Annotated in this window: 21 protein-coding genes and 4 pseudogenes; 13 read left to right on the top strand and 12 right to left on the bottom strand. The window is 60.2% G+C overall.

The features are described from left to right. Nucleotides 1-158: pseudogene (locus tag JQC81_RS13965) on the bottom strand (IS256 family transposase); the annotation flags it as partial. A gap of 54 nt (nt 159-212) precedes the next feature. Then, a pseudogene (locus tag JQC81_RS13960) lies at nt 213-1,864 on the bottom strand (IS1182 family transposase). 728 nt (nt 1,865-2,592) lie between these two features. Here JQC81_RS13960 and JQC81_RS13955 point away from each other — a divergent pair. From JQC81_RS13955 to JQC81_RS13945, 3 genes and pseudogenes are all read left to right on the top strand, one after another. Continuing rightward, nucleotides 2,593-2,788 (top strand): annotated as a pseudogene (locus tag JQC81_RS13955) (IS630 family transposase); the annotation flags it as partial. A 100-nt stretch (nt 2,789-2,888) separates the two neighbouring features. Further along, on the top strand, nt 2,889-3,296 hold the full coding sequence (locus JQC81_RS13950; protein WP_203272414.1) for a DUF3024 domain-containing protein: 408 nt from the start codon (nt 2,889-2,891) through the stop codon (nt 3,294-3,296). 170 nt (nt 3,297-3,466) lie between these two features. Continuing rightward, nucleotides 3,467-3,817: pseudogene (locus JQC81_RS13945) on the top strand (transposase); the annotation flags it as partial. 324 nt (nt 3,818-4,141) lie between these two features. On the opposite strand, the gene JQC81_RS13940 reads toward JQC81_RS13945, so the two are convergent. Beyond that, the gene (locus tag JQC81_RS13940; RefSeq protein WP_203272413.1) at nt 4,142-4,351 is read right to left on the bottom strand and encodes a hypothetical protein; all 210 of its coding nucleotides are present in this window, start codon (nt 4,349-4,351) and stop codon (nt 4,142-4,144) included. A 289-nt stretch (nt 4,352-4,640) separates the two neighbouring features. On the opposite strand from JQC81_RS13940, the gene JQC81_RS13935 reads away from it, so the two are divergent. Further along, nucleotides 4,641-4,934 (top strand): hypothetical protein, encoded by a 294-nt coding sequence (locus tag JQC81_RS13935; RefSeq protein WP_203272412.1) that lies wholly within the window; start codon nt 4,641-4,643, stop codon nt 4,932-4,934. A gap of 923 nt (nt 4,935-5,857) precedes the next feature. Continuing rightward, nucleotides 5,858-7,651: a polysaccharide lyase family 7 protein gene (locus JQC81_RS13930; protein WP_203272411.1), complete on the top strand. Its 1,794-nt coding sequence runs from the start codon at nt 5,858-5,860 to the stop codon at nt 7,649-7,651. A gap of 325 nt (nt 7,652-7,976) precedes the next feature. Here JQC81_RS13930 and JQC81_RS13925 read toward each other — a convergent pair whose 3' ends face one another. Beyond that, nucleotides 7,977-8,447 carry a hypothetical protein gene (locus JQC81_RS13925; RefSeq protein ID WP_203272410.1) on the bottom strand — a complete coding sequence of 157 codons (471 nt, stop codon included), beginning with the start codon at nt 8,445-8,447 and terminating at the stop codon, nt 7,977-7,979. A 631-nt stretch (nt 8,448-9,078) separates the two neighbouring features. On the opposite strand from JQC81_RS13925, the gene JQC81_RS13920 reads away from it, so the two are divergent. After that, on the top strand, nt 9,079-9,669 hold the full coding sequence (locus JQC81_RS13920) for an SMI1/KNR4 family protein (RefSeq protein WP_203272409.1): 591 nt from the start codon (nt 9,079-9,081) through the stop codon (nt 9,667-9,669). A gap of 516 nt (nt 9,670-10,185) precedes the next feature. Further along, nucleotides 10,186-10,704 carry a Flp family type IVb pilin gene (locus JQC81_RS33855; RefSeq protein WP_312887513.1) on the top strand — a complete coding sequence of 173 codons (519 nt, stop codon included), beginning with the start codon at nt 10,186-10,188 and terminating at the stop codon, nt 10,702-10,704. 291 nt (nt 10,705-10,995) lie between these two features. Here the strand turns inward: JQC81_RS33855 and JQC81_RS13910 are convergent, their stop codons facing one another. Both JQC81_RS13910 and JQC81_RS13905 read right to left on the bottom strand, forming a co-directional pair. Then, nucleotides 10,996-11,820 carry an SMI1/KNR4 family protein gene (locus tag JQC81_RS13910; protein ID WP_203272408.1) on the bottom strand — a complete coding sequence of 275 codons (825 nt, stop codon included), beginning with the start codon at nt 11,818-11,820 and terminating at the stop codon, nt 10,996-10,998. Between the two features lie 258 nt (nt 11,821-12,078). Continuing rightward, nucleotides 12,079-12,750, bottom strand: coding sequence for a hypothetical protein (locus JQC81_RS13905; protein WP_203272407.1), 672 nt, complete (start codon nt 12,748-12,750; stop codon nt 12,079-12,081). Nucleotides 12,751-12,811: 61 nt separating this feature from the next. On the opposite strand from JQC81_RS13905, the gene JQC81_RS13900 reads away from it, so the two are divergent. Then, nucleotides 12,812-13,507 (top strand): SMI1/KNR4 family protein, encoded by a 696-nt coding sequence (locus JQC81_RS13900; protein WP_203272406.1) that lies wholly within the window; start codon nt 12,812-12,814, stop codon nt 13,505-13,507. 9 nt (nt 13,508-13,516) lie between these two features. Next, nucleotides 13,517-14,260, top strand: a complete 744-nt coding sequence (locus JQC81_RS13895) for a leucine-rich repeat domain-containing protein (protein WP_203272405.1) — start codon at nt 13,517-13,519, stop codon at nt 14,258-14,260. A gap of 80 nt (nt 14,261-14,340) precedes the next feature. Here JQC81_RS13895 and JQC81_RS13890 read toward each other — a convergent pair whose 3' ends face one another. Beyond that, nucleotides 14,341-14,961: a tetratricopeptide repeat protein gene (locus JQC81_RS13890; protein ID WP_203272404.1), complete on the bottom strand. Its 621-nt coding sequence runs from the start codon at nt 14,959-14,961 to the stop codon at nt 14,341-14,343. 335 nt (nt 14,962-15,296) lie between these two features. Between JQC81_RS13890 and JQC81_RS13885 the strand changes: the two genes are divergently transcribed. Continuing rightward, nucleotides 15,297-16,046, top strand: a complete 750-nt coding sequence (locus JQC81_RS13885; protein WP_203272403.1) for an SMI1/KNR4 family protein — start codon at nt 15,297-15,299, stop codon at nt 16,044-16,046. A gap of 262 nt (nt 16,047-16,308) precedes the next feature. Here JQC81_RS13885 and JQC81_RS13880 read toward each other — a convergent pair whose 3' ends face one another. The 4 genes from JQC81_RS13880 to JQC81_RS13865 all read right to left on the bottom strand — a co-directional run bounded on the left by JQC81_RS13880 (nt 16,309) and on the right by JQC81_RS13865 (nt 21,609). Then, nucleotides 16,309-16,638, bottom strand: coding sequence for a DUF6980 family protein (locus JQC81_RS13880; protein WP_203272402.1), 330 nt, complete (start codon nt 16,636-16,638; stop codon nt 16,309-16,311). 477 nt (nt 16,639-17,115) lie between these two features. Then, a complete protein-coding gene (locus tag JQC81_RS13875; RefSeq protein WP_203272401.1) occupies nt 17,116-20,541 on the bottom strand; it encodes an acyl-[ACP]--phospholipid O-acyltransferase in 3,426 nt (1,141 codons plus the stop codon). A gap of 91 nt (nt 20,542-20,632) precedes the next feature. Next, nucleotides 20,633-20,899, bottom strand: coding sequence for a YiaA/YiaB family inner membrane protein (locus tag JQC81_RS13870; RefSeq protein WP_203272400.1), 267 nt, complete (start codon nt 20,897-20,899; stop codon nt 20,633-20,635). Next, entirely contained in the window at nt 20,896-21,609 is a 714-nt protein-coding gene (locus JQC81_RS13865) for a PspA/IM30 family protein (protein WP_203272399.1), read from the bottom strand. Before JQC81_RS13865 ends, JQC81_RS13870 begins: the two co-directional genes overlap by 4 nt. Before the next feature lie 100 nt (nt 21,610-21,709). Here JQC81_RS13865 and JQC81_RS13860 point away from each other — a divergent pair, with 100 nt between their 5' ends. The 3 genes from JQC81_RS13860 to JQC81_RS13850 all read left to right on the top strand — a co-directional run bounded on the left by JQC81_RS13860 (nt 21,710) and on the right by JQC81_RS13850 (nt 25,621). Beyond that, nucleotides 21,710-22,336, top strand: a complete 627-nt coding sequence (locus JQC81_RS13860) for a TetR/AcrR family transcriptional regulator (protein ID WP_203272398.1) — start codon at nt 21,710-21,712, stop codon at nt 22,334-22,336. Between the two features lie 87 nt (nt 22,337-22,423). After that, nucleotides 22,424-23,938, top strand: coding sequence for a UbiA family prenyltransferase (locus JQC81_RS13855; protein ID WP_203272397.1), 1,515 nt, complete (start codon nt 22,424-22,426; stop codon nt 23,936-23,938). Nucleotides 23,939-24,361: 423 nt separating this feature from the next. After that, on the top strand, nt 24,362-25,621 hold the full coding sequence (locus tag JQC81_RS13850) for a glycosyltransferase family 87 protein (protein WP_203272396.1): 1,260 nt from the start codon (nt 24,362-24,364) through the stop codon (nt 25,619-25,621). A gap of 475 nt (nt 25,622-26,096) precedes the next feature. On the opposite strand, the gene JQC81_RS13845 is transcribed toward JQC81_RS13850, so the two are convergent. Continuing rightward, complete coding sequence (locus JQC81_RS13845; RefSeq protein WP_203272395.1) at nt 26,097-26,471, bottom strand: hypothetical protein; 375 nt, start codon at nt 26,469-26,471, stop codon at nt 26,097-26,099. Between the last annotated feature and the right edge of the window lie 66 nt (nt 26,472-26,537).

Below are 26,537 nucleotides of genomic sequence, written 5' to 3'. Positions count from 1 at the left end.
ACCCGCCGGGTGTTGGTGCCGGCCAGAGACGCCGAGGCAATCAGGGCATCGGCGGCCTTGGTGCGGCGCTGATAGGCGCGCAGGGTCGCGCTCCTCTACTCGGTGGCGGTGCCATCCTCGGTCTCCAGGCGGGCCCGTGGCACGGTGACCTCGGTTGGGCGGACTTGCGCACAATGGTTTTGCTCCGCTTTTTAATACTGCTGGCGAATTCATCATGCCGGGACGGGAGCCATCATGAGCCTGGTAAAGGCGGATTGCCGGGTTCGTGCGAGCGGCGTGCCCGCAAACGAGGCACCAAGCCGGATGAGGTTCATGGCTGCCGCCGTCGGCACGTGTTGCAGATGCGTTTTGGCCAGCCCGATAGAGCGCGAGCGCCGCAGATGCAGGACCCGGACGCCTGCCGAAATCGTTCCCTCGATGCCGGCGCGCTGTCGATACTCTTTTGAGAAGGCAAGCTGCTCCTCGCGCTGGCGAGCCGCCTCCAGCGTCTCGTGTTCCTCGCGTGGGCGGAGCGTGAGCAGGCGCCGCCCGCTTCGGGTACACTGGGTCTTCAAGGGACAGGGTCGACAATCGCTGGTCGAGAAGCGAACTTTGAACGCGGTTCGCCCCTGATGGTCGTCGGGGCTCTTGCTCTGATGCCCGGCCGGGCAGGTCGCGACTTCCCGGTTCCAATCGAGGAGGAAGTCCTGCACCGTGAAGCCCTCGCCTGAACGGGCCTGCCACTGGTAGTCCTTGGGAGCCGGGCTAAGGAGCGTGACGCCTTTCTTCCGTCTGGCGACAAGCTGGTCGGCCGCAACATAACCGGCATCGGCCAGATGAGCATCGGGCAGCAGGCCCTTGGCTTCGAGCGCCTCACGGATGTCTTCGAGCGCGTCGCGATCAACGACAGGTGCCGGTGTGGTCTCCACATGCGTGATCAGGTGCGGTCCGCCCTCATCGCACGTCTCGGTCAGATGCACCTTGTCGCCGATCCAGATCGTTGACTGCTTCCTGGCGTAGTGCACCTCCGGATCGTAGGGCGAGGCGAGCATCAACAGCGAGGGTGGAAATCCCTCCTGTTCAGTCCGCCCTCGCACGAGGGGAGTGGCCTTAGATCCGGCGGCCGGGACATCGCCAATGATGGAGAAATTCTGGAGCCAGGCCTGCCGCAGCAACTCAAAGGCCGGGATCTGCCGCAGCCATATCGGCACACCAGGAGCCATGATGGCCGCAAGCACCTGATAACCATCGCGACCGATCTGCTCGGCATGAGCGCGCCGCTTCGCCTCGCCTTGCGGCACGTCATGATCGCCAGCCTGCCGGTCATATCGCTCCAGCCAGGCAGGATCGGCTTGCCTGCGCAGCCACTCGGGGGCCGCTGTCGCCAAGGCATTCAGGGCAGCCCGCAGCGTCTCGGTCACGCATTCGAGGCGGTTCAGGAAGCGGACGGCTCCGAGCACATGGGTGGAGGCGGTGCGCTGCCGACCCCGGGCGTTCAGGAGCTTCAGGTCACGGCACAGTGCTCCTCTGCGCCTCCTGCCACGAGACGGCCGCGGAACTCGCTCAGAACCGAAGCGTCGAAGCCAGGGTCGGTCAGCTCCAGGCCGAGCAGATACTTCCAGTCGATGCGGCTGCGAACAGCATCAGCCGCCCGCCGGTCGGACAGGTTCTCGGCGAACTGGAGCAGGGTCACCAGCGCCAGCCGCCATGGGCATTCTGCCGGTTGTCCGCGATGGGCGAAGAGAGGTGAGAATTGGGCGTCGGTGAAGATCGTCCCGAGGCGCTCGCGCAAGAGCCGATAGGGATTGCCACGGGGAAAGGCCGCGCGGGCCACGGCTGCGGTCGAAGCGGGAACATCACCACTCAAGGTCGGGCGGAGCGACATGGAACCCTCCAGGTCTAAACCCAAGCCCCTGCAGCCGGAACGCTGACCGCGCCTCAAAGGCTCCACCGAATAATGAACTCGCCAGCAGTATCTTTTCTGAAGCAAGTCCAGCTCTACGAATAGGCGGCGTCGACTCCTACTGTCTCCTTAACATCTGCGAAAGCACGCGCGTTTGCACCAATGTATGCTGGCTTACATTTACAGTTTCGGAACTCTGTTGATCCTGTCGGAGCAGATCTGCGGCAATCTGAAAGACTATCCTGGCCTGCGTTAGCTCAATCAACGTCGGACCAATATCCTCATGTGTCCAAAGAGCACTTAGCAATTCCTCATCTTTGCTGACAGTATGGAGCACAGCAAGCATGAACAATGGAGACCGTGACAGTTCAGCGGCATTTTCCAGCTGAAAGTCGAATTCCAATTGAAAACGTGCGAGCCATGTCGCGTTAGACGCAACAAACTCCAAGATCCTAGCTACGAATTCTCGTGCATGATCCAAGCCGGGGTCAGACAGCTCAGCGGGCTCTTGCTTGTTGAATGTAGATTGCAATCGGGGCGGAGAGAATTCACTCATGTGCCATTTTAAACAGGGACTTTCAGCGCCGGTCATGAAATTCCGAGATATACCTAAAGAGACAGGTCGCGATCATACTTATCAATAGGCGCTCTCGCCGTGCGTCGAGGCTGGAATCCTCCTATTCCTTTCGAGGTATAGAACGAATTCAACAGGCTTCTTCGCCAAACTGACCCGCCAGCGGCTCAAGCGCGGCGTCTTCCGGTCGGTGGGTCGATCTTCAGGAGGCCATCAACCGCTACGTGGCTGAAACCAACGCTCGCCCGAAGCCCTTCACCTGGACGGCCGGCCCTGATGACATCATCGCCGCCGTCCGGCGAGGGCACCAAGCGTTAGATTCCATCCAATAGTAAGTCGATTCTGAACTGCCGATCAGCCTTGTGAGGGGTTGTATTGCGCTTTGGCGCCCCTGCGGTAACTTTAAGCCAGGATCACGATGGTGGGGCCATCATGGCTGGAAGGCAGTGGGTCCGGGTTCGCTCCCAAGTGGGGCAGAAGCCGCCTGAACCGGAGAAGGCCGCGATTACGGCGGCCTGCGAGCGCTTTCTGGCCGAGGTGCTGCGCCCGCGCTTCCTGCCCGAGATCCGGCCCAGCACCGCGTTCAACTACCCGGTCGCCATCCTGGGAAAATGGCATGGCAATAAATACCGCTTCCTGCAGCGCTTCCGCTGCGATGATCCGGACGCGCTCGAGCCCGAGTTCGATGCGCCGTTTGCGCGTCTGGAGTATGTTGGCCGCGACTGTTTTGATGTGTCCTGGTATCGCCACACGGGCGAGTGGTGGTGTCTTCACCGCTCGGTGTCCCTCACCGAAGCCTTGCGGCTGATCGAGACCGACGGCCATCTGCATCCGGTGTGACGCGCGGTCGCGCCCCATGGGCTGGAACAAGGAGGCGCGATGTCCCATGCGACTGTGTCAGGTCTGCCTCTCACAGCGGCAGATCACTCGCACCTCAGCACGCTCGCCCAGGCGCGCACCGCTCCCCGTCACCATGCCGAACGCGCCGGCGTCGTGCTGCAGTTGGCTGCGAGTTCGTGGCCTTTCTGCGCCGCCTCGATGCGAGCTATCCGGCCGAGTGGCGGATCCGTCTGCTCCTAGACAACCATTCCGCCCATCGCTCGCGGGAGACCTGCCGCTTTCTGGGCAGCCGTCCCGGACGGTTCGAGCTGGTGATCACCCCCAAGCATGCCTCGTGGCTCAACGATGTCGAGACGTTTTTCTCCAAGGTGGCTCGCTCGGTGTTGCGCCATATCCGCGTCGTCAGCCGGCAGGAGCTGTGCGAGCGGATCACCGCTTTCATCCACGCCTGCAACGACACCCCAGTTGTTCCAAAATGGTCCTACGGCTTGGATACCCCTCACGCGTGTGCAGCCTCATGAACTGCATCATGAATTCAAAAACGATGTACTAGGAAACAAGCAGCACAGACGATTAGGACCCGCATCGGGCACCTCTCTTGTTGTTGAAGCCCGTCAGCCCTCTGCCTTTGATGATAGCACTTTTTGCTTATGGCGGTCTGCACAGATTGTGTGCGCGTTCGGCGTGATCGAGGACTCATCGGATTGGTGGGACTGGTTACTCGGCAACGCCCACTGCTACCAAGCGACCATGCTGTCGGGCTCAGGACGCCTGCTGATGGTGTGCAGCGGATTAGTGCTGGCACATTGCGGCATGAGGTTGATTGGACCCGTGCCAAAGCTGGATCACGCTGCCGCATTTCGCTGGGCGTCCGATTCAGCCTCAGCCCTACGCTCGGCCCGGGATCTCAGCACGGCCAGGAGCAAGCCAGCCAGAAGGGCGGCGAGACTGCCGCCGAACGGCATACTGATCAGGGCAATGAGAGCACCATAGGTCAACAGACCAGCAAACGTGACAATCCCGCCCACCAAGGCCGCGATCAACAACACAATCATTCTGGAGGCTCTCCTTGGCCGCCGATGCTACCTACTTTGGGGTAACACCTTCCGGTTTGTCCAGTTCAAACTTGGTGGGATGGCGCAACCGGCTGTCGCAGCCCTGGCGATCACCGCCACGGGACGGATCTGTCCCTTAAGCCTGTCAGGCGGGATCGATCGTGGATGTTCTGACAGCCTTGTTACAGAGACCGGGGTCTCACCTCCTACGCGAGCCGGATCTTCCCTGCCTCCATGGGTCCAGGGAACCAAGCTTGGCCTTATGGGGTTCTCAGAGCAGGAGGTGCTCATGCGGATTATTCTTGGCTTGACGCTGGCGATTGTCGTCGTCTCGGGAGCCTCAGCGGCGGATCTCGATTACGGGTATGACGAACCAGATGTTCTGTACAGGGATGAGGTTTATGCGCCCCCGCGCCGTGTGGTCCGGGTGACGCGCACGCCTTGCATCACATGCCGGGGCTCCCGTTTGCCTTGGGGTGGCCTGCGCCGAACCTATGAGGCGGATCTGCCCTGGGGCGGGCTGCCGGCGTACTGTCCGCCGGAAGTCGTGTCCGCCCGGCCTGTTCTCGTGCGGAAGTATTAAGGGCTTCGGCCCGGTTAGGAGCCCCCGTAAAATCACGGATGTGGCCTTCAGCGGACGGAGCTGTCTGGGGCTGCACGGGTCGCTCTGACTGGCTGCTGATCTAGGCCTGCCGTTCTTCACCAGCTGGTGAAGAGATCGGATCAGAGCCGCAGCTGCCAATGCGCAACCAGGGCCTCAGTCGTGCGAAAGCACAGGCTCCTGAGCCCGTCGATGATGATTTGAACCCGTCTGATTCCTGAGTTGCAGCGGCAGATCAGCAACGTCCGGCTCTGGTGGGTTGGCCGTTCCACCGGGATCAGCTGCAGGTTTTGAAGCCTCTGACTGTGGCTCTGCCGCCTGAGAACCGGGCACAAGGGGCCAGGGGATGTGACGCTTGGGAGGCGCTCCTGGGTAAGTGAAGGTCTGGAGTCGGCTCACCGTTGGGTTTGTTCTGCCAAAATGCATGATCGGGAGGAGCGGAACTACTTCAGAGTGACATGAACCATCTTTTAAGCCTATGGTTGAATGTACCATATACCAAGCACGCACATGGGGAAGGAATTGGACGCTCACCCATCGCAGTCCGTTTTGTCCCATTCAGGTCAAAAGGCTGACCGGCAAGTTAGCACAATGCTCTTCGATTAAGCGAGGTAACGCCGGTAGGACAGCCATCATCCGCTCCCATGGCCCATCCTCGCTTGCAGAAAATCATCTAAAATTCGTCTGCCACGATTTTACCTTATTTAGCGCGGAAAAGCTTATGCATAGATCCGCGAGGTTCAATCTCGCCTTCTGCAATGCTGCGGTGCATGTTATAGTGCCCTTCAGGCATTTCGTTCTATATGTTGCGTAAATTACTTCTTTTCTGACTACAACCTTGTTGAATAAATACAGAACTATACTCAGAGGCCTCTTAAGAGGCCCTCCAATAGTAGGGGCAAATCATGGTTTTAGCTACGAATGTCGCGCCAAGCGGCAACTTCGACCTGTCCAACTGGAAGTTGACCCTTCCGGTCGACTCCTCTGGCGGCACGTCTGGCACGGCCGTCGAAGTTAAGAACCTGATCGACTATCAGCATAGCAGATACTTCTATACTGGCTCTGATGGAGCCATGACCTTCATGGCCTCCGCCGACGGCGCGACCACCAGTGGATCAAGCTATGCCCGCTCCGAACTCCGTGAGATGAAGGGCACAGAGAAAGCCGCTTGGAACCTGACACAAGGCGGCATCATGACCGCAACCCTTGAGGTTGACGCGGCTCCCAATCGCGAAGGTGTCGGCGGTAAGATCGTCGTGGGCCAGATCCACGGTCAGGATAAGGAACTTGTTCGTCTCTACTGGGAAAACGGCAAGATGTACTTTGCCAACGATCAAGCCGGATCGGGCAACTCTGAGACGAAATTCTACTTTGTGGATTCCTCTGGCCAGCAGCCGAGTGTCTCGTTGGATGAGAAGTTCTCGTACACCATTGACGCCAAGGGCTCCGATCTGGAAGTCACGATCTACGCGGATGGGCAGATCTACAAGTCAGTCACCAAGATCAACAATGTCTGGCAATCGGATACCTTCTACTTCAAGGCAGGTGCTTATCTCGGGGCAAACGAAACGAATGGCTCCGGGTACGGTCAGACCTCGTTCTACGATCTTCGCTTTAATCACACTGATTCACCTCTCACGCCTAATGATACGCCTCTGGCGCCTGTTGAGCAGCCGTCTGCTCCGTCCGAGCCAGCTATCACGCCGACCGCTCCGATACCCGCGCCTGTGGCTGGTAAAATCGGGGCTGGCACCACGCAAGCGGAGGCCATGACCCTCGATAAATTCACGATCTTCAGTGCTAGCACAGCCACAGGTGGCCAAGGCATTGAGAGCCGGACGAAGGATGTTAAGGCCACAGCCAAGGCGACTTTTGACGGCGACGGCGGTACGTACAAACTCAAGGTCGACTATTACGACGAGAATGACGGCGCCGCTCAGTTCGGCATCCTCGTCAATGGTGTGGTGGTGAAGGCCTGGGTGGCTGACAAGAGCCTCGGCTCTGCCGTGGCCGATGCCAAGACACTGACCTCGCAGGAAATCCAACTGACCCTCAACAAGGGCGATACGATCGAGCTGTACGGCATCCGCAAGGACAACGATATGGCCCGTCTAGACGACATCACCCTGACAAAGGTAGCCGTTGAGGAAACCGCAGCAGTTGAGACGAATCTGACCGATACAAGCTCCACGCAACCGGCAGACAACACGACGTCGACGGGCTCAGTGACGACTGACACCGTACGTCCTGTGACCACCAAGACCATTGAGGGGTCGAACAGCAACAACTATGTGACCGGGACATCAGGCAATGATTGGCTCAAAGGCAATGCCGGCCGTGATGTTCTCTGGGGCAAATTGGGCAGCGATGTTCTAACGGGCGGAACCGAGCAGGATGCCTTCGTGTTCGACACCGCCATTGGCAAGGACGTTGATTACATCACAGACTTCAACGTGCCCGACGATTCCATCCGGCTGGAGAACAGCATCTTCACCAAGCTGGGAAGCACGGGAACCCTATCGGCGAGCTCGTTCGTCGTGGGTGAGAAGGCTTTGGATTCCAACGACTACATTGTCTACAACGCGAACACGGGCGCTCTGTCCTATGACGCCGACGGCTCCGGCGCAGCGGCTGCGGTGCTGTTTGCAGTGATCGAGAACAAGGCCGTGCTCACGGCCGCCGACTTTATCGTGATCTGACACGCGTGAGTTGTTTGAAGCGGCCTCAGCTCAGACTGAGGCCGCTTCTGTTTGTGCGGTGCTGGTGGCGTGCCGTCTCAGAAGGTCTCTCGGTGCGGTGGTTCGGTGGGTTCACTCTTCTCGGCGAGACCCCCGGCTCGAAGGTCTCTCTGGAATCGAGAGGCGTGATTGCCCGATGAGGATGTCGGATGGTGGATCGGCCGCAGTGATCCGTGGGTTGCCTCCAACGTTAGATTTTCAAGAGCAGCCTGATCCGCGCCATGCATACCACCGCGGGACGCCCTGTCAGGCGATAAGGGCGGCATGGATCGTGTCCTGCTGCCCTCTAAAGGACACAGCCGCAGCTTGCGCTCCTGGCGTATGCCAGCAATTCCGGACGAGTGTTCGCGTGGGATCTGATGAAGGCGTCAACCAGATCCTCGACCTGCTCCGGAAAGGCTGAGCGCCAGTGACCGAGCCCATGCAATGCGCTCTCCTGACAGGCGACTGAGTTCATCTGAAGGATCGCTCCCATGGTCTCCAGAGCCGCCTGATGCAGTGCGTGACGATCCTCGGGGTGAGGCCCACCATAGACGGGCATGATGTCCCACCACATGTAGCACACCAGATTGAGCGGCGAGGCTCCCGGTTCATCACGATGTGACAGATGGGACGAGCAGCGGGGCAGCAGCAGCTGGCGGAACATTGCCTCGCAGGACCGGACGCAGCGCACCTGCGTTGTAAGGGGCACCGACGGATCGTCGAGGCAGAGCATGTGCTCCCCGAGGCCGGGGCTGATCAGATAGTTCAGCCCCATGTTCAGTTCGGCGTCCGTAAATTCTTCCAGGCTGGGCAGCGGCGCCTCGAAGAGCCGTGTATTCGGCTGTTACTTGCGCCGGTGCGTTCCAATAAGGGGCATCCTCAGCCCAGTACCACTCCGGCCCTGTGGCAGGGTGGTCGAAAACGAAGGTGATCCACTCTTCAAACGACAGGGATGTGATGGCAGACAAGAACGAACTTCTGCCTGTCAATGTAACGTGGGTTGTTCAGAATAAGAAGACGACGGCCAGAGTTTGTCCGAGTTGCTCGCAACCCCGAGCCGGCTCGGCTTTCCTCGCGGCGCACAGCATTAGATTGTCCACGGCGGTACCAGCGCGCCCGTTCTTCTTGCTTTCGAAACATGATGTAAGGGTGTCGGGTTCGCTTGTCGTGTTCGCCGGTTTAGACCATTTTGCGGTATTCTCTTCCGACCACAGCTGGTTTGATAGTCTTGGGAGCGTTCATTGCCAACACGCCGGACCTTTCTTGCGGTCCTTGCAGCAGTAGGCTCTTTCGGAACTGCAGGTGCATCAGCTTTTCCTGTGAGTGGGCTTCTCCCCAATCGAGGCTCCATGCATCCTGCCATGGCACGCCCACCCTCTGTGACTGGAGCCCCCGTGATCAATCCCATGGACCGTACCGCTTGGGAGGCTCTGCTGCGGCAGTGGAGCCAAGAAGTTCTCAGCTCCGAGCATGCTGACAGCCTGCCTCCCGAGGTGATTTCGTCAGGGTGGCTGGGGTTTCCGGGCGCACGCGAGGAGGAGATCCAGGAGGCTGAAGCCCGCCTCAAGACCAAGCTCCCACCAAGTTACCGAGCGTTTCTGAAGGTCAGCAACGGCTGGCGCATCACCTCCCCTTTCATCGAACGCCTGTGGTCGACCAGCGAGGTGGCGTGGCTCAAGGAGCGCCACCCAGACTGGGCGCTTGCGTGGAAGGCGGGGGAGCAGATGTATGGCCATCCTCCGGTGTCCGACGCGGAGTACTTCAACTATGGCCCCGATCAAGCGGAGTACAATCTGCGGGTGGAGTACCTTGAGACAGCGCTTGAAATCAGTGATGTGGGGGATGCGGCGATCTACCTGCTCAACCCAAAGGTTGTCACCGCCGACGGCGAGTGGGAGGCGTGGTTCTTTGCCAACTGGTTGCCTGGGGCGAGGCGGTATCGCTCCTTCCAGGAACTCATGCTGGCGGAGTTCGAGACGTTCAAAACCTTGAGGTAGCACTTGTTGACGGGTTCCGGCAGAGACTGAACACCACTGACCGCGGATGTGCTGCCGGCCCCGTTCATTGATGTCTTGGGGCTCCCTAACGCCGCCACCAGGGCTCCCGAACCCTACAGGAACCGGGACGAATCGAGCGCCCTAACCTCTGATACTCACGGATGCACTCCTCGCCCACCCTGTAGCGCCCCTTGCGGTCTTGCTGGCCGGCTTGACGGGAGAACTGTGCCTGTTCTTCGCTCGAATGTGCAGCAGGGGATCCCAAGAGGATGACAAGAATGACGAGAGCAAGACGCATGCATACATCCAATTTCACACACCGTGTGAGCCACTTGATGAAACCAAGAGTCTCCACAACTACAACGAGATCACCCTACCATCCAGATCTGAGCCACTCAGGTTCGGCGGACGGGCAATGGATCACCGGCCTCCTTCACCTCTACCTCTTATGATCATTGTACCTGAATAGGAACTCCGTCATAGATAGCGCAGTAAGCTTGGCCGGGGGGCCATCAGATGACGGGTATGTGTGCAAAGTGGCTTCGGTTGCCAGAGTTCATGCGCCATGAGGCCGGAGCGACAACCATTGAATATGGGCTGTTGGTCGCGCTGATCGCGGTAACGTCGATTGGTGCTGTCACGCTCCTTGGGGATCGAACCGAAGAAAACTTCCAGCAATCTGCGGGTGCGCTCACCGTTACCTCGACCCGTCAGACGGGCGATACTGGAGGCGGCAGTGGTGGCTTTGGAGCAGGCGGCGGAGGGGGCGGGTCAAGCGCGGGCGGATCGAGTAGCGGCGGCACGAACACCGGCGGAAGCGGCTCAGGCACTGGAACCGGTACGGGCAGCAATGGAACTGGGCCTGGTACCGGCGGCACAAGCACTGGTACAGGCAGCACTGGTGGTACGGGCAGCGATACTGGTGGGACAGGGACTGGCGGCTCCACCACGCCGACGCCGAGCACACCGATCCCCGCCTCCACACTCGACTGCTCAGATCCCAAAAACAAGAGCGATCCAGCATGCAAGAAGTAAGGCGCTCAACTAAGCCTCGGTCTGCCGGGGGGTTGCGTCGGCTCTTGGAACTGTCTTGAGTTAATCTGTACTGAGTAGGCGTGGCGCCGTTCCATAAGCAGGGAAAGCTTCACGAGCACTTCCAGTCGTGTTCCAGATTGAGGATTATGTGAAACTACGCAGCCGCTCTGATGGTCAGAATCTGACGCTTGGTACCTGCTCGCGAGGTCCGCTGTGGATGGAGCCCGTGTGAAAACGCTGACGGGTTGCTCCCTAGGAAATCTTCCGTCTCGCAAGCTCAGACTAGCCTGATCAAAGGAATTGGCCGGGCGCGCCCAAGAGGATCCGAGCTCCTTCGTGGAAGTGGTCTACCTGCGGTAGCTTTAGTCTAAACTCCCGCAGCACGGTCTCGTCGGCAGCCACCTTCAATCTGAAATTGCCGCGCTCTAACAGGTCTGCGACCCAGCCGAGGAACTCACCGAGAGAGTCGGCGAGCACCACCTTCACATCCTCGTCCCGCCCGAAGAGGATCACCTGGCCATGACGACCACCGGGCCAAGGGTCAAAGTCGAGCCCGATATGATTGCCTGAACCATCAGAGGTCAGGGGAATCCACCGCCGGTTAACATAGGCCGGGTCAACTGAACCCTTGGGCCACGCTCCCCCGGGGATTGCATAAGGATTACCGCCAAACTCGGCCAATGTTCTTCGCCATTGTTCCCATGCAGCTGCAGCCTGATCGAGCGGAAGTAACGGAAGTCCGTAGATATGACCCCAGCGGTCGTCGTTCTCGCCATCATGCCACTGGTACAGCTGACGGTACGCACGCGGCATAGGAAGGCCAACTCGACGCTCAAACGCATCCAGTTGCTCGGTTGTCGCCGGCGGGTTGAACACGTATTTCTCTGGGGACAGGTGGGCAGCATACCAGGCGTCGAGGCGGGCAAGCACCGGCGCGATGTCCTCCTCCAGCATCGGCTTGGCTTCTCCAGTCGGCCGCTCCGGAGGGCTGATGGTCGACATTCCGGTCTTTCCCCTGATCTGGAGTATGGCGCAGGCCGAAGGCAGCAGCCCGCCGATGCCGATGACACCCAGCAGAGTGCCGCCAAACAGCAGATTGCGTCTAGTTGGATCCATGCTCGTCCATGACTACCCAAATGTCTCCATGACTACCCGAATATCGCGCAAGTTCCAATGTCCGCTTTCCACCGAGGCTGTACCCGCAGCGGACCTCACAGGCGGGTACCAAGCGTCAGATATTGACCCCCAGAAGCCGGTTTGACTGCATAATTGTCGCGCCATTCCATAAGCCGGCCGAAAGACTTCACCCATGCGCAAAATCGCGTTCCATGCTAAGGCTTATCGGAATTATAGTGGCAGTATCGCAGGACATCCTTAGTCAGAGTCGGCGATGCCGAGATCGCGCAGTTGGCGCAGACCATCGAGGTCCTTTTGCTGACGGGCCTTCACGCAGGACCCCACCAGCACCACACTGTCAAACGGCGAGCGCTCGACGAACCACTCGAGCGCCACCCAGTGTGGAAGGGCGCGCAAGTCCCGTCCCGCCAGCACCTCGCGGCGAACCAGTACTTGGCGCGTGGGGTCCCGACGGACGAGATGGCCAGGAACAGCCTCGAGGGTGGGCGCAGAGGTAAACTCCGCCTCACTGATATCGAGCGCCCATTCACCATCCTGGTAGTAGTTCCGCATCGCGTCAGCCCACTGCGCCTGGATCGCAGGATCGGAGTTGAGAATGCTGCACTCGGGGTTGAGCTTGATCCCTGTCAGGGTCCCGCGCAGGCGTACGTGCTTGAACACACAGGCCCACAAAAATAGCGGCATCGGGCCTTTGCGCGCCAGCCCGGCGAGTTCGCAGTTCTCGATTGCTGTGCCGCTCAGGCTGAGGTTGTTATGGCCGCAGCGCTCGGCCCGGCAGTTTCGGAGCCGGTTCCACGCACCAACCTGCTTAGGCAGCCGCATGGATCCCTCAATCGTGCAGCGCCGAGCCGTCACCCCCTCGATGTAATGGGCGCGTACATCGAGCGTTTGATGAGCGAACTGGCGCATGCATTCCTCCGGTCAGGAGCCTGGCTCTCGGCCACGGACGCTGTACCTTGCGTTCCGCCGATTGGACAAGCAATATAGGGAAATGTGCCCAAGTCTCTCCCCCGAACTCATCGCCGCGATCACGCTGCGCATCCAGGACCCGCGTCGGCGGGGCGCCACGCCACCAGGTACGTGTGTTGGCGTCGTGCATGATCCTGATCAACTGGCTCAACTCTTTGAGCAGCAGAGCCCCGGCTCGTCGAGCGCCTTTCGCCTCGTGGCCGAACAGATGGAACGGTGGGACCAGACAATGCCCCCTATGCATGTCACACGGCATAACAGCGGGTCGCTTGGGGCGTCGAGTGAGGACCCCACCAACCGCCCTCTCGCACCACCTGCGACAGACGCCGGCTTTCGGCGGCTTGAAGAAAAGGTCGGTCGGCCGATCCCGCCTGACTTGCGACAGCTCTATGCCATCGCTGACGGGGGTTTTGGCCCTAGCATCGGGCCGGGGCTTTATTCGCTGGACCGCATTGGTCAGGAATATGACGACCTTCGCCGTCGCGGCCCCGGTTACACTGGAGAGGCTGACTGGCCGCCGCACCTCTTGCCCCTGACTGACAACGTCGGCCCTGTCTCATACGACCTTCAACGCGGCGTGATCGTAGCGTTCAATGATTATTACTACGATGATGAACTGACGATCGAGGAGGCGTTCGCCGATCTCCATCCCAGCCTGGAGACCTGGCTGAATGACTGGCTCAACACAGCCAACTGAAGGCTTGCCATGACAGTCCCGTACGACACTTTCCTCAGCCTTGTATCGGCTCTGAACTCCCAGTTTCGCGGTCACGACACCCGAGACTGGCAAGAGTGGCAAGCCTTTGCCACCACAAGTGCGGCTGAAGTCCCCGTTGATGCTGACCGTGCCTGGCTCAGCAGGGTCAAAGCCTCGCACCGGGGCATCGCGAAGAACAAGAGGCTCAAGCATCTCATCGCTGGTGCTGTCGATCAGGACTACCTCGACGAAATCTGCACGCTTGGCGGCCTTGAGCGGCTGGAGCTGGAGTACCCGGTCACGGCCATCAACCTTGCAGGGCTCCGCGCCCTCCGGAACCTACGGCATTTGAGCATCGACAGCCCGAGGAACATCACCGACTTCGCACCGCTGCTCGACCTCCCCTCGCTCAGGACGTTGCTCATGACCAACGCCAAGCACATGGCTGACATCACGTGGCTGTCCGGGGCTCATCATCTCGAGGTGATCGGGATTGAGGGCAGCACGTGGACGGACCAGAAAATCCCCTCCCTTGCCCCGCTGGCCGGTCTCAAGGGCCTCCGAGCCTTTCTCGCGGTATCGACCCGCCTTGACGACAAGGATCTTTCGCCGTTAGCCGAGTGTCCCAACCTGGAATTCCTGCACTGCGCGATGATAGCACCCCGTGAGGAGTTCGAGCGGCTGCACAGACGCATGCCCAACGTGGTCTGCAGTTGGTTCCGGCCCGAAAGGTGGGGGATGCTCGGGCGCTGATGTGGGTTCCGCACGCTCCGCTGACACGACCTTCTTGGAGTTTCCGGTTTTTCTTGCTGTTTCTGGGCCTTGTCGCGCGATCAACCTGAGGCGGCGATCTCGGCTAAGCGGCTGCTGAGCGGGTTGTCTTCGGGCACAACTCCAACGTCAGGATGGCCGGGGATCCAGCCGTGCTCGACCGACTGCGCTTCGATTGCCAGTCGAGCCGCTGCTTTCGCTTCCTCCTGTCTGCCGCGCTCCCATAAGACGATAGCGTTCGCCGCTTGTGCTTTGAATTCAGTTAATGGAAACGGCCCCGAGCTGATCCGAGCGACAAGGGCCAGAACCCTGTCATAACGCTCCTCGCGCCCGTGCAGTGCGACCAGCATGCAGTAGTCATAGGGCGCTTCTGTCCTGACCATTGGATAGACTTCTTGCCGCTCAATTGCGGCCTCTAAAGAGCGTAAAGCCAGTTCTATGTTCCCCATGCGGTAGTATGCGTGGGCAGCATCCTGATGCGCTGCAGCCAGGGTGAAGTCATCCTTGAGTTCGATGCAGTGATGCAGCAGTTGCAGAGCGGCCTCGGGATGGCGGCTGGCGAGGATGGAGCCCTGAATCCGCAGGTATTGAGCCTTCTGACCGCGGCTCCGGGCTAACCTCGCATTGAACTCCGCCTCGATCTGTGGGGTCCATTCAGTGTTGCGGTACCAGCTGTCACTCATGATGGTCAGTATAAAGTGAAATGATTATGAACTCATTTCCGACATCGAGAATTTCCGGCCTTCTTTCCTGAAGAGCCGAAAAGCACTTGAACCAGAATGCCGTCAGCACTTGTACGAAGAGTCGGTGGAAAGCGGACAGTGGGACGGCCCCACTCCCGCTCGCCCCCTTGTATTGACTGTATGGCATAGTCCAGTTCGCTGTCGGTACCGGATTTTAGTGGTTAAAATCTGACGCTTGGTACCCGCTCCCACGGGCTGCTTGCGAGCCATTGCGGACATTCGCCACTTCAGCGCCCTTGTGTTTTCTCTGAGGTCCGTGTTTTTTATCAGGGACCATGGACGAGATGACAGACGAGCTACTCGCGAGGATCGCGGAACGCGCGAGGGACCCCAAACGTCGCTACATGAAGGCTGCCGAAGACGAGGCGAGAATCGAACTGCCGGTCGAAGAGATCGAACGTCGCGAGGAAGAATGGACGCGGAGGAACCTCGCCCGCTCTGCTGCAGCCAGTGGCGAAGAAATATCCGCCGAAGACGTGGAACGCTACATGGACGAGTGGCGCGCCAGCCGCGATGCTGCCCGCCGCGACATGGAGGCCCAGATGCGGGCCTGGGGCCAGACGCCCCCGAAGACGAAGAGCTTCATCGAAACCGAGCATTATATCCGTGCCTCGTCCGAACCGCCCGGAGCAAGACCGTTGCAGCCGCCGCCAACCGAGAACGACTGGAAGGCGCTGGAGCGGATCGTCGGGCGATCTGTCCCGGAGGACCTGAAGCGGCTCTATACGATTTCAGATGGCGGCTTCGGCCCCGGCTTTACCGGGCTCAATGCTGTGCAACTCATCGGCGCTGGCTGCGAGGATCACCGCCGTCGCGGGCCTGATTATTGCGGCACCGTCCCTTATTCCGAAAGCTTCATCCCGCTCGCCACCGAGAGGCTCGGTTATCACTATGACCTGGACACAGGCCGGATCATCTCGAGCAACGCGCACTGGGAGGATGAGGAACTGGAGCCTGATGACATCTACGCCATAGCGTTCCAGAGTCTAGCTGCGATGATGGAGGATTGGCTAAGCCGGTCCTAAAGGTCCTGCGGGCCTGAGCCTCACCCGAGCCATGAGCTTCCAAACCTCCATAACAATCTCCGCTTTCCAGCCGCAGCGGACCTCACGAGCGGGTACCAAGCATCAGATCTTGGCCATTAGACGCACTTAGTGGCTTATACTGCCCTTCGAACGGGCGATCCGGGAAATCCGACAAGAATGTCTTCGACTGCTTGAGGACAGACCAACAACCTCGAGACACAGCCACTGGGGTCATTGAAGGAGGCTCCTGGCCTCTGGGTGTTCAGGCGATCTTGGCGAGATGGCCAGAGCGCCACCACTGGTCCGATCGAAACTCTTCCGGAACCGCAGCATCATCCGGATCCAGACCAAGGGCCTCGATCTGGGTGAACCACTCGTCTCGGAGGGATGGTGGTAGCTGGCAACCGGTCCAGGGGCAGTACTTCAAAGCGATAACACTTGATCCGCCATCCTCGACGGGGATGCCGAACTCACGGAAGTGGGGCCAGTACCGGATCGCAGCGCCGTCGGCGATATGGTCAAACAAGGTCTTGTAGTTCTCATAATCATGCAGGGTCTGCAGATACGAAGGGTCAGGAAGGGATGGGCGCATGACTCACCAGGTTCTGTGGGGCAGTAACGCAGTTGGGCTTAATGGAACGTCGTAAAACTGCTTGATCGCGCTCGACAGGTCGAGATGGTCCCAACGGAGCCAACAAATTATTATGCCTCCGAGAAACCAAGCGGAATTCTGATTATCAGCATGGTTGATCATGAGGGCTTTACACGCGCAGGCGCCACCCTGCCCGGTCAAAGCTATTGAGTCCGAAACCGACATTGTGCTGGCCTCGGGCTGATGAAATTTGAGCCAATTGGGCCAACCTTTGGTGCGATAGAGCTTGCCGTGTGAAAATCTGTGCGGCTGGTCTTGCCCTAAAAACCGCGTGACAACGCTCTGCCCGGGTCACCCTCAAGCCCGAACGGATTCTAGCGGTTTGCTGTGCCGCCGCGACTGCTTCCTATCACGTTGATGCCAGTTTCGTGACCACCGCGTCCGAGCACCGATGTTTGAATCCTCACGATCGCTCCGCTATGCGGCAAGTTCGTTATCCTCAAACATCCGCGTGATGGCGGCATAGTCCGTCTTGCCTGTAGCGAGGGTGGGCAAAACCGAAACATGGATCACCTCGCGGGGGATCATGATTTCAGGCAGCCCTGCCGGTCCGGCGCATTCAATCCAGCGCTGACGGGTCAAGGTGGCGGCTTCCGTCACCAGAACAACCTGCTCTCCCTTGCGAGCATCAGGGCGCGCTATGGCGGCATGGCGGGCCTCCGGTGCAAAGCGGGCGGCGGCCTCCTCGACCGCCGCGAGCGACACCATTTCTCCGGCGATCTTGGCAAAGCGCTTGGCGCGCCCCCGGATGGACACGAAGCCCTCCTCGTCCACCGTGACGATGTCCCCGGTGTCGTACCACCCCTCAACCGGGGCTTCGAGCACGCCTGGTTTCTCGGTTTTGAAATAGCCGAGCATGACGTTGGGGCCCTTCACGATCAGCCGCCCACCCTCGGCAATGCCGGGCACGGGCTCAAGGCGATGACTGATGCCCGGCATGAAGCGGCCGACGGTTCCGGCTTTGGCGTGCATCGGCGTGTTGAACGCGATCACCGGCGCCGTTTCTGTTGCGCCATACCCTTCGAGGATCCGAACGCCAAAGCGCTCGCTCCACACCTTCCGGGTCTCGTCAGACACCTTTTCGGCCCCGGCCCCGATCAGACGCACAGTATGGAAATCGTAGGGATTGGCCATGCGCGCGTAGCCCCGCAGGAAGGTGTCGGTGCCGAACATGACGGTCGCGTTGGTCTGATAGACCAGTTCCGGCACAATCCGGTAATGCAGCGGCGACGGATAGAGGAAGGTGCGCACGCCGGCCAGCACCGGAAGCAGCGTCCCGATCGTCAGCCCAAACGAGTGGAACATCGGGAGAGCGTTGAAGCACACGTCGCTGCGGTTGAACGCGATCCGTGCGCCCACCTGGTGCCGGTTGGCCTGGATGTTGCGATGCGACAGCACCACACCTTTGGGGGCTCCCTCCGAGCCGGAGGTGAACAACACCACCGCCGGGGCGTCCGGGCTGCCCTCGCGATAGGCCACGCCGGCCATGAACGAGGCCAGCAGGCCACGCAGCTTCGCGATGGGGCCGAGTGTCGTGCGCAGATCGTCGAGATAGATGATGGTCATGGTTTGGGCGAGCTGCTCCAGTAGGGGCTCGAGCTTGGCCTTCGCCACAAACTGGCGGGCGCACAGGATCGTCTTGATCCCGGCGGTCTGACACGCCGCCGCGATCCCCGCCGCGCCAGCGGTTGGGTTTAGCATCGCCGGCACCCGGTGGTAGGCATGAAGGGCGAAGAAGCCCACCAGCGCGCCCGCCGAGTTCGGCAGCAGCACGCCCACGACCTCGTGCTCGGTGGTCAGCCGCGTCAGGCGCCGCCCGAGCACAAACGCCCCTGTGAGCAGCTTGCCATAACTCACCGGTTCAAAATTGACGTCCTCGACGATGGGGAAGCCGCGGCCGTTCAAGCGGCAGGACTCGATGAGCGAGCCCATCAGGGTCTTCGCGATGTCGGTTGTCGCGAAGAGCGCATCGGAGAGCACGTCGTAGAGCTCGCGGCCCGCAGCCCGGCGCCGGTCCCGCCCCTTCAACGCGGGGCTTAAGGCCAAGCGTCGTGGCGGCAGAACACTCATACGCACCTTCGGGAGCGCACGGCGCGCCACACGCCCTTTGAGGCGGGTGAAGAATGTGTGCTGCAGGCCATCGAGGCGCACCGGGATCAGATCGGCGCCGGTTTTGTCCGCGATCATGCCCGGGCCATCGTACACCTTCATGAGGGAGCCCGTCACGGTCAACCGGCCCTCGGGGAAGATTACCACCGGACGCCCGGCTTCGACCTGACGCACCAGGAACTTCATGGCCATGGGATTGGTCGGATCAATCGGCGCAAAGTCCACGAGCCACAGGATCGGCTTCACCCACCAGCGTTGGGCGATCCGGGTATCGACCGCGAAGACCGGATCACCGGGCAGGAAGGCCGCCACCACGAGCCCGTCCAGGAACGACAGGTGGTTGGCCACGATCACCCGCCGCTCGCCGGCCGCCGCAACATGCTCAAGCCCCCTCACCTCCACCCGGTAGAGGGCGGTCAACATGGTGCGCACCACGGATTTCATGACGATGCGGGACAGCAGGTGGATGGCAATGATGGCGGCGACCAAGTTCAGACCGGCCAGGATCAACAGCACCAGCGCCGGGGGTGTTTGCAGCACGCTGGTCAGGATGCCGAGGACAACGGCTCCGGCGACCATCATCAGCGAGTTGATGACGTTGTTGGCGCCGATCATCCGCGCTTTCGCCGCCTCCGGCGCATCGTGCTGCAGGATCGCATAGAGCGGAACCGCGTAGAAGCCCGAAACCACCGACAGGGCAAACAGCGTTCCAATCAAGAGCAGCGCCCGCGGGCTGGTCAACACGGCAGAGGCCGCCAGACCGGTGGCCTCTGCGGGCGGCAGGGCCGCGACCACCAGCGCTAGAACCAGGAGCACGGCTGTCATGGCCAACCCGGCAAACGGCACCGGCCGGGCCGTGATCTCGCCGTTGAGGTAGCGTGCGCAAGCCAATGAGCCGACGGCAATGCCAACCGAAAACACGGCGAGCAACGCACTGGCCACGGCCTCATCACCGCCAAGGACGTCGCGTGCCAGAGGCGTCACCAGAGCCAGCACCGAAGCGCCGACCACCCAGAACCACGAGATGCCCAGGATGCAGAGCCAGAGGCCGCGATGAGCCTTGGCCTCGACGAGGAGATCGCGCGTGTCCCTGATCAGGTTCCAGGACAACGGCGGCCCCTTCGCCACCGGGGGCGCTGGCGGGATCAGCCGGGCGGTGACATAGCCGATGGCCCCGATGGCGATCACACTGCCGGCCACGATGGGAGCGCCGTAGGCCGATCCGATCAGAAGGCCGCCGGCAATGCTGCCGATCAGGATCGCCATGAAGGTGGCGCCCTCGACCAGCGCGTTGCCGGTGACGAGTTCGTCGTCGCGCAGATGCGCGGGCAGCAGGCTGTATTTGACCGGACCGAACAACGCCGCCTGACAGCCGAGCAGGAAGAGCACGCCGAACAGGAACAGCATGCTGCCTGAGATCAGAGCCACGGCCGCCAGGATCATCAGGCCGAGTTCGGCCAGCTTGAGGCGGCGGGCGACCATGGCCTTGTCGAAGCGATCGGCCAGACGCCCCGCGAGACCGGACAGCAGGATGAACGGGGCCACAAAGGTGGCCCCACCCAGGGCCGTCAGCATGGCCGGGTCCGCGCCACCCGAGGCCGCCAGACGAAACACGATGAGCAGGTTCATCGCCTGCTTGAACAGGTTATCGTTGAACCCGCCGAGGAACTGGGTCCAGAACAATGGCGCGAATTTGCGGTTGCGCAGCAGGGGCAGAAATTGGGGCTGGGACATCAGGCATTCTCAAGGTGGGGGAGCGACGGTGGAAGGGCCGGCAGGAACATTGTCCAGCAGGCCCCGCGGAAGCACAAGGGCGCCGTTGGGATTAGACGGCGTCTTCGCGCAGCAACCGCTCGGTTTTGACCTCGTCGATGCGGTTGATCAGGCGGCGCGCCTCGTATTCGTCCCGCTGGGTCTTGGCCAGCGTGAAGGTCGAGCCGACCGAGAACACGGCCGCCATGGCCAGATAGCCCTTGGCCCAGAGGTCGGCCGGCAAGGCGTAGATCCCCAGGGCAAGCATGCCGAGCGCCAGCCCGAAGCTCACCAGCGTGAACGCTTTCCAGGATGCGGTGTGGGGGGTCTGCGGGGTCATTGATGGTCTCCTGGAGTCTTCGGGGTTGCGGGGGATCCGGCCTGGGCCTTGAGACGGGCCAGAACAGCGTTGGGGTCGGTCTTCAGTGCGGGGCCGTAGCCGGCGTCCGCCAGGGCGGTGGCCGCATCATCGGCGTCATGGAGCGATTGCAGGGCCTCATCGAAATCAGCATCCCGGCGGGTGCGCTCCTTGAGCCGCGCCAGGGTCGCTTCGGCGGTGGCGAGCTTTCCGGTCGAGGAGGTCACCCCTGTGCGCCCTGACAGGCCAGCCTGGCGCAAGGAGGCATCGACCCGGGCGAACCGGTAGCCTTCGCCGAGACGCCGCAGGCGTGTCCGGCCCTGCGTGACGATCGCGCGCTGCTCCTGAACCCAGGCCTCCCGCTGCTGGAGGCTGGCCGCCCGCTCAGCGCGCTCATCCTCCAGGGCCGCAATCTGCACGGCGGCCGGGCGGGCCAGATCCTCGCGGTCATCCCGGAGCGCTTTTTGCGCCGCGGTGGAGAGGCGCTCGATCTGGGCGTTGATCCCGTCCAGGACGCGCTGCTCCTCCTTGAGCCCTGCCATCGCGGCGGCCAGGTCCTGGCGGGCCGTGTCGAGCGCCGAGGCCGCCTCGCGGATCTGCTGCCGCAGCAAGGGGAGCGCCGCGGTGGCCTGCAGGACCTCCTCCTGGTCGGCACAGGCCCCTCGGATCAATGTGAGTACTGTTTGTAACATCGCTGCAACCTTTTCTCTGGCATTGGAGGCCGATAAGGCATACTGTAAACGCTGTTTACAAAACCAACGTAGCAGATTTTTTGCGGACATCAAGAGCATCATGAACAGTGTTTATGAAATTTCTCAGGGGCCGGGTCGTGGCCCCAAGGACCGCGAGCGGCGGGAGCATGATCGAGACCTGCTGATCGGGACCGCCCGCAGCCTGATTCAGGAAAAGGGGTTGCGGCACGTGAGCGGGCGCGAGATCACCCAGCGGGCCGGGTTCTCGCCGGGGTTCACTAACCGGCTGTTTGGCAGCCTGGATGGCCTCATCGTCGCGGCCAATCTGCCCACCCTCGCGGCGCTCAAGGAGGATCTGGCGCGGGCCGACCGGCCGCAGGCCAGCGTGGCGGAGCGGCTCTTGGCGCTCACCGATGCCTACATCGCCTTTGCGGAACGGGAGGGCCAGCTCTGGTGCGCGCTGTTTGAGCATCAGGTGGAGGCCGCACCCGAGGGGGTGGCCCAGGAGATGACCGCGCTGTTTGCGCTGCTCGAGCGGGTGTTGGCGGACGCCGGGGTCCCCGCCGACGCGGCCCCGCTCATAGCCAGGGCCTTCTGGTCCGGGGTTCATGGGATTGTCTATCTGGGGCGGACCGGGGGACTGGGACCAATCGGGCCGGATTCTGTTCGCGACATGGCCCACCTCTTGGTCAGAACGTTGGCGCGTGGCCTTCTCTCGTCGCCATAGTGCAATTGTGGGTTTACGATGAGCTTAGATCTGCGAGTGCTTGGGCTGATCCGTTGGCACTGCTGTTGAGCGAAAGAGAGTTTAAATTTGAAAAACGAACCTGATACACCTCCTCTCTTCTCCAACGCTTACAGCCCCCGCCTCGATCAGTCGTGCGAGCGGCCTTGGGATCGTCGCAGCACCCAGAACGTGCATCTTCCTCTCGTTGTGGATCTGGACGGCACCCTGATTGCCTCCGATCTGCTGATCGAGACCGCCTTCTCCGAATTGGGCCGCCGGCCGCAATCCATCCTCGACATGCTGACGGCACTCTCCCGTGGCAAGGCCGCCCTGAAGCACCGCCTGTCCGAACCCGTCGATTTCGATCCGGGAACGTTGCCTTATGATCCCGAGGTCTTAGCCTTGATCCGTCAGGCCAGAGCTGCAGGACATCCCGTTTACCTCGCTTCCGCCAGCCATGAACGTCTGGTGGAGAGCATCGCCGACCACCTTGGCCTCTTTACGGGATGGTTTGCCTCCAACGAGACCACGAACTTAGCCGGGCACAGGAAGGCCCAGCAGCTCGTCGAAGCCTTTGGCGAGCGCGGCTTCGATTATGTCGGCAATGACGCCGCAGATCTTCCCGTCTGGGAAAAGGCTGCCAAGTCCATCGCCATCCGCACTCCTGCCGGCGTGCGGAGAAGGCTTGCGCGCCAGTGCCCTGATGCCGAGCACCTGAACCATGCGCGCCCGACGTGGCGGACCTGGGCCAAGATGTTGCGTGTGCATCAATACGCCAAGAACGCGCTCATCTTCCTCCCGCTTCTAGCGGCACATCTGTTCACGCTGGAGGCCATAACCCAGGCTGTTCTGGCCTTCGTTGCCTTCTCGCTCTGCGCCTCAAGCATCTACATTCTCAACGACCTGGTAGATCTGCAGGACGACCGGGGGCATCGCAGCAAGTGCAAGCGCCCCCTGCCGAGCGGCGCCATTCCTCTGATGCACGGCGTGATGGCCATACCCGTTCTCTTTCTCGGGGCCTTGGCTGTCGGGTCCGCCGTGTCGCTGTCGTTCCTAGGCGTGCTGCTTGGCTATTTCGCCCTGACCACCGCCTATTCCTTTGTGCTCAAGCGCATGATGGTAGTGGACGTGATCACCTTGGCCGGCCTCTACTCGGTTCGAGTCATCGGAGGCGCCGTCGCGGCATCGGTGGTTGTATCGGAATGGCTGATCGCCTTCAGCATGATGATCTTCATGTCGCTTGCCCTGATCAAGCGCTACGTGGAACTGGCCGCTCGGCGCGACGCCAACTTGCCCGACCCCACCAGCCGCGACTACAAGAACAGCGACTTGGACATTGTAGCGGCCCTGGCTGCAGCTGCAGGCTTCAACGCTGTCACGATCCTGGCCCTCTACATCTCGAGCGACAGCGTCAACGAACTCTATTCGCGCCCTCAGCTCCTTTGGCTCGTGGGCCCGCTGCTCATGTTCTGGATAGCACGGGCGCTGATGCTTGCCGGGCGGCGGATCATGGATGACGATCCTGTAGTGTTCGCCCTCAAGGACCGTGGCAGCCTTCTTACGGTGGCCGCCGCCTGCGTCATAGTATTTGCTGCTATGTAACCTTTTCTCATGTGAAAGCTGGTTGATCGCAGAAACCTTTCTCCTTCGTCGCTACCAGCGTAGGACGAAAACTCGCAAGAGAGAGTGCGTTAAGACAAATTACAATCTTTATGGTTTAGTGGAAGGTTCGCTTTGACTGTGACTTCGGCACTTGAGCTAAGATTGGCTCAGTGCTGACGCTCTCCAAAGAGCAAAATGCCCGAAAAGATTGTCTTCTAAATGAACCAGTCTACGGGTCAGGATTATCATCGAGCAGGGGTTTCATCTCTACGAAATCGTGCCCCATCCTAGCGGCCTACATCTCTGCCCAATTCTGGTGCATTGCTAAGCCAGCAAGTCCATGGGATTTTAGCTTGGCGGTATTATGAGCCACAGGATTGCTCCTTAGATTGAGCGAACTTGAGACCTGGAAAGTTGCGCCGGATGATAAAGAACTGGTTACATAGTAAAGATCTTTCCAGATCCAGTGCCACTAATTTTATTGCTACAGTTCTCATTGGAATACTGGCGGCCCTAGCCTTTATTGGAATCCAAAGAGCGTCTGAATTTAGCAAGGGAACGATCCCTGAAAGTTTTCTTGATTTTGACGTCTTCTATCTAGTTTCAGAGATGGTTTGGAAAGGAGAGATCCATCAGGCGTACTATTCCCATACAATGAGAGCAGCGCAAGAGACCCTCAGTGGTGATGACAGCTTTATGCCCTGGACCTACCCACCGCAATTCAATCTATTGATAGCTCCACTTTCTCTTGTGCCACCCGGAGTTGCGTATAGTATTTTCGTCATTGGTACATTTATCGTTTATCTTCTTACTCTGAAAGTGTTTGCGAAAGAGTACTTTGGCCTAGCTATAATACTTCTCTTTCCGGTTATCGCCATCACACTCTTAGGTGGCCAGAACGGGTTTCTTACCGGAACTCTTATCGGCCTCACTTGCCTAGGGTTCCAAAATGGCCGAGCCATAGCTGGATTACCGCTCGGTTTGATGATCATCAAACCACATCTCGCGGTTGCCTTTGCTGTGTACACCCTGATCTCCCGCCACTGGCGTTCCGCGGCGGTCGCCGCGGCAGTAGTCATAGCCACCTCAGCGCTCGCAACAGCTCTACTCGGGTTTGAGATCTGGACCGCATTCGTCGACGGTCTTAAGGAGACACGGGCCTATCTCGGAAAGGGAGAATATCCCCTTCACCGGATGGTCTCAGCCTACGCCGCCTCTCGCACGCTCGGTGTTCCAGCAACGGTTGCTATGGCGGTGCAAATTGTCGTCGCTGTCCTTTCTCTTCTCTTGGTGAGTCTCGCATGCCGTCGCGGTGTCCCGCTCCGGCAATCACTCGGCCTAGCAGCAATCGCATCTCTCCTAATCAGCCCCTATGCCTACGATTATGATCTGGCAATTTATGGAATTGGCATTGCACTGTTGCTACCTGACATTATCCGGTTAGGGGGTAGGCTGGAGCGGCTCTCCTTATATGGTCTGAGCTTCGTTACCAGTGCGTTCGGCTTTGCCCAAAGCCACTTAAAGATATCGCTTGATTTCACTGGTGCAGACAGAGGCATACCTTTGTCTCTGGCGGGGCTGACACTCATTGCACTGCTTGGACTTGTGTGGCGCATCGTAAGACGTGATTGGGAAGAGCACAGGGGGCCTGACGCTAATGGCTACCCTATCAACAACTGCTGAACCGTAGTCTCGGCTGAGAATTTCCTTGAGCGTTGCGCTAGACAGATTGAGCTTGGTCTTGTGTTTACGGCGGTCATGATGCGGATGTGCGAGGGGGCTGCCGCTTTGTTTTGGCTGGGTGAGGCATAATACCCATCCATCAAAGTTCTGACTTCAGAGACACGCTCGCGGGCAACTCCCCCAATTAATCCTGCGGGTCAGAACTTCTTCACTTGGGTATAAGAGCCTTCCAAACGATCTTTGTCGCAGGCGCGACATAGACGGGAACTGTAGCCTCCGGCGGTGAGCAGCATGCGGCACCGCAATGCATTGAAAACGGGGCTTTATGCTCGGGAGGCGCGGCAGGAGCGCCGGACCTTGCAGGCGTTGACGCGCCAAGCGCGAGGCGCTCGGCCAACCAACAGCACGCAAAGCCTTTGTTACCGATCTTGGATAGGCATGCCTGTTTGTAGACGCAGACACGACACAGGTTCGCTTAAGCCATGGTCGCATTGATGATCGCAGAACCATCCGGCATACGAAAATCCATGCTCCGGCCCCATCCGCCATCCAGCACTCCGGCATCAAGCGCGTCGTACAGGTAAAGTCGCCACACCCCCGGCGGCTCCAGGGTTGTGTCAGCCGCGCGCACCACCCGCACGCCTGGGGGAAGCCTGCGGCAGCGGAGGGCCTCCACCAGGGTCGGATGGGCGGCCAGCAGTGCCCACACATCAGGGGATGGGCACAGCAGTGTCTGCTGGGCCGTGATGTAGCCGGTGGGCTTCCTGGGCCAGGTCTCGAGCACCCAAACGATGCTCATCAAAACCTGGAGCACGACGAGAGCAATGATGTGATGCCGCTTGATTTCCATCGTCCCTACAGATCGATGATCAGCACGAGGTTGAACACGTATGATGCCATGAAGGCCAGAAGGGCT

The sequence above is a fragment of the Microvirga arabica genome, from assembly GCF_016811235.1.
GTDB classification, from domain to species: Bacteria; Pseudomonadota; Alphaproteobacteria; order Rhizobiales; family Beijerinckiaceae; genus Microvirga; species Microvirga arabica.
Note: the sequence above shows the minus strand (reverse complement) of the source record. Positions and strands in the feature narration are given on the sequence as shown.

What these genes read in the sequence shown, in the direction of transcription:
- JQC81_RS13865 (WP_203272399.1), bottom strand. Translation starts at nt 21,609, where the DNA reads ATGTTACAAACAGTACTCACATTGATCCGAGGGGCCTGTGCCGACCAG.
- JQC81_RS13895 (WP_203272405.1), top strand. Translation starts at nt 13,517, where the DNA reads ATGACAGTCCCGTACGACACTTTCCTCAGCCTTGTATCGGCTCTGAAC.
- JQC81_RS13950 (WP_203272414.1), top strand. Translation starts at nt 2,889, where the DNA reads ATGGCTGGAAGGCAGTGGGTCCGGGTTCGCTCCCAAGTGGGGCAGAAG.
- JQC81_RS13875 (WP_203272401.1), bottom strand. Translation starts at nt 20,541, where the DNA reads ATGTCCCAGCCCCAATTTCTGCCCCTGCTGCGCAACCGCAAATTCGCG.
- JQC81_RS13905 (WP_203272407.1), bottom strand. Translation starts at nt 12,750, where the DNA reads ATGCGCCAGTTCGCTCATCAAACGCTCGATGTACGCGCCCATTACATC.
- JQC81_RS13935 (WP_203272412.1), top strand. Translation starts at nt 4,641, where the DNA reads ATGCGGATTATTCTTGGCTTGACGCTGGCGATTGTCGTCGTCTCGGGA.
- JQC81_RS13870 (WP_203272400.1), bottom strand. Translation starts at nt 20,899, where the DNA reads ATGACCCCGCAGACCCCCCACACCGCATCCTGGAAAGCGTTCACGCTG.
- JQC81_RS13930 (WP_203272411.1), top strand. Translation starts at nt 5,858, where the DNA reads ATGGTTTTAGCTACGAATGTCGCGCCAAGCGGCAACTTCGACCTGTCC.
- JQC81_RS13920 (WP_203272409.1), top strand. Translation starts at nt 9,079, where the DNA reads ATGGACCGTACCGCTTGGGAGGCTCTGCTGCGGCAGTGGAGCCAAGAA.
- JQC81_RS13845 (WP_203272395.1), bottom strand. Translation starts at nt 26,471, where the DNA reads ATGGAAATCAAGCGGCATCACATCATTGCTCTCGTCGTGCTCCAGGTT.
- JQC81_RS13925 (WP_203272410.1), bottom strand. Translation starts at nt 8,447, where the DNA reads ATGGGGCTGAACTATCTGATCAGCCCCGGCCTCGGGGAGCACATGCTC.
- JQC81_RS13860 (WP_203272398.1), top strand. Translation starts at nt 21,710, where the DNA reads ATGAACAGTGTTTATGAAATTTCTCAGGGGCCGGGTCGTGGCCCCAAG.
- JQC81_RS13910 (WP_203272408.1), bottom strand. Translation starts at nt 11,820, where the DNA reads ATGGATCCAACTAGACGCAATCTGCTGTTTGGCGGCACTCTGCTGGGT.
- JQC81_RS13850 (WP_203272396.1), top strand. Translation starts at nt 24,362, where the DNA reads ATGATAAAGAACTGGTTACATAGTAAAGATCTTTCCAGATCCAGTGCC.
- JQC81_RS13885 (WP_203272403.1), top strand. Translation starts at nt 15,297, where the DNA reads ATGGACGAGATGACAGACGAGCTACTCGCGAGGATCGCGGAACGCGCG.
- JQC81_RS33855 (WP_312887513.1), top strand. Translation starts at nt 10,186, where the DNA reads ATGACGGGTATGTGTGCAAAGTGGCTTCGGTTGCCAGAGTTCATGCGC.
- JQC81_RS13880 (WP_203272402.1), bottom strand. Translation starts at nt 16,638, where the DNA reads ATGCGCCCATCCCTTCCTGACCCTTCGTATCTGCAGACCCTGCATGAT.
- JQC81_RS13890 (WP_203272404.1), bottom strand. Translation starts at nt 14,961, where the DNA reads ATGAGTGACAGCTGGTACCGCAACACTGAATGGACCCCACAGATCGAG.
- JQC81_RS13940 (WP_203272413.1), bottom strand. Translation starts at nt 4,351, where the DNA reads ATGATTGTGTTGTTGATCGCGGCCTTGGTGGGCGGGATTGTCACGTTT.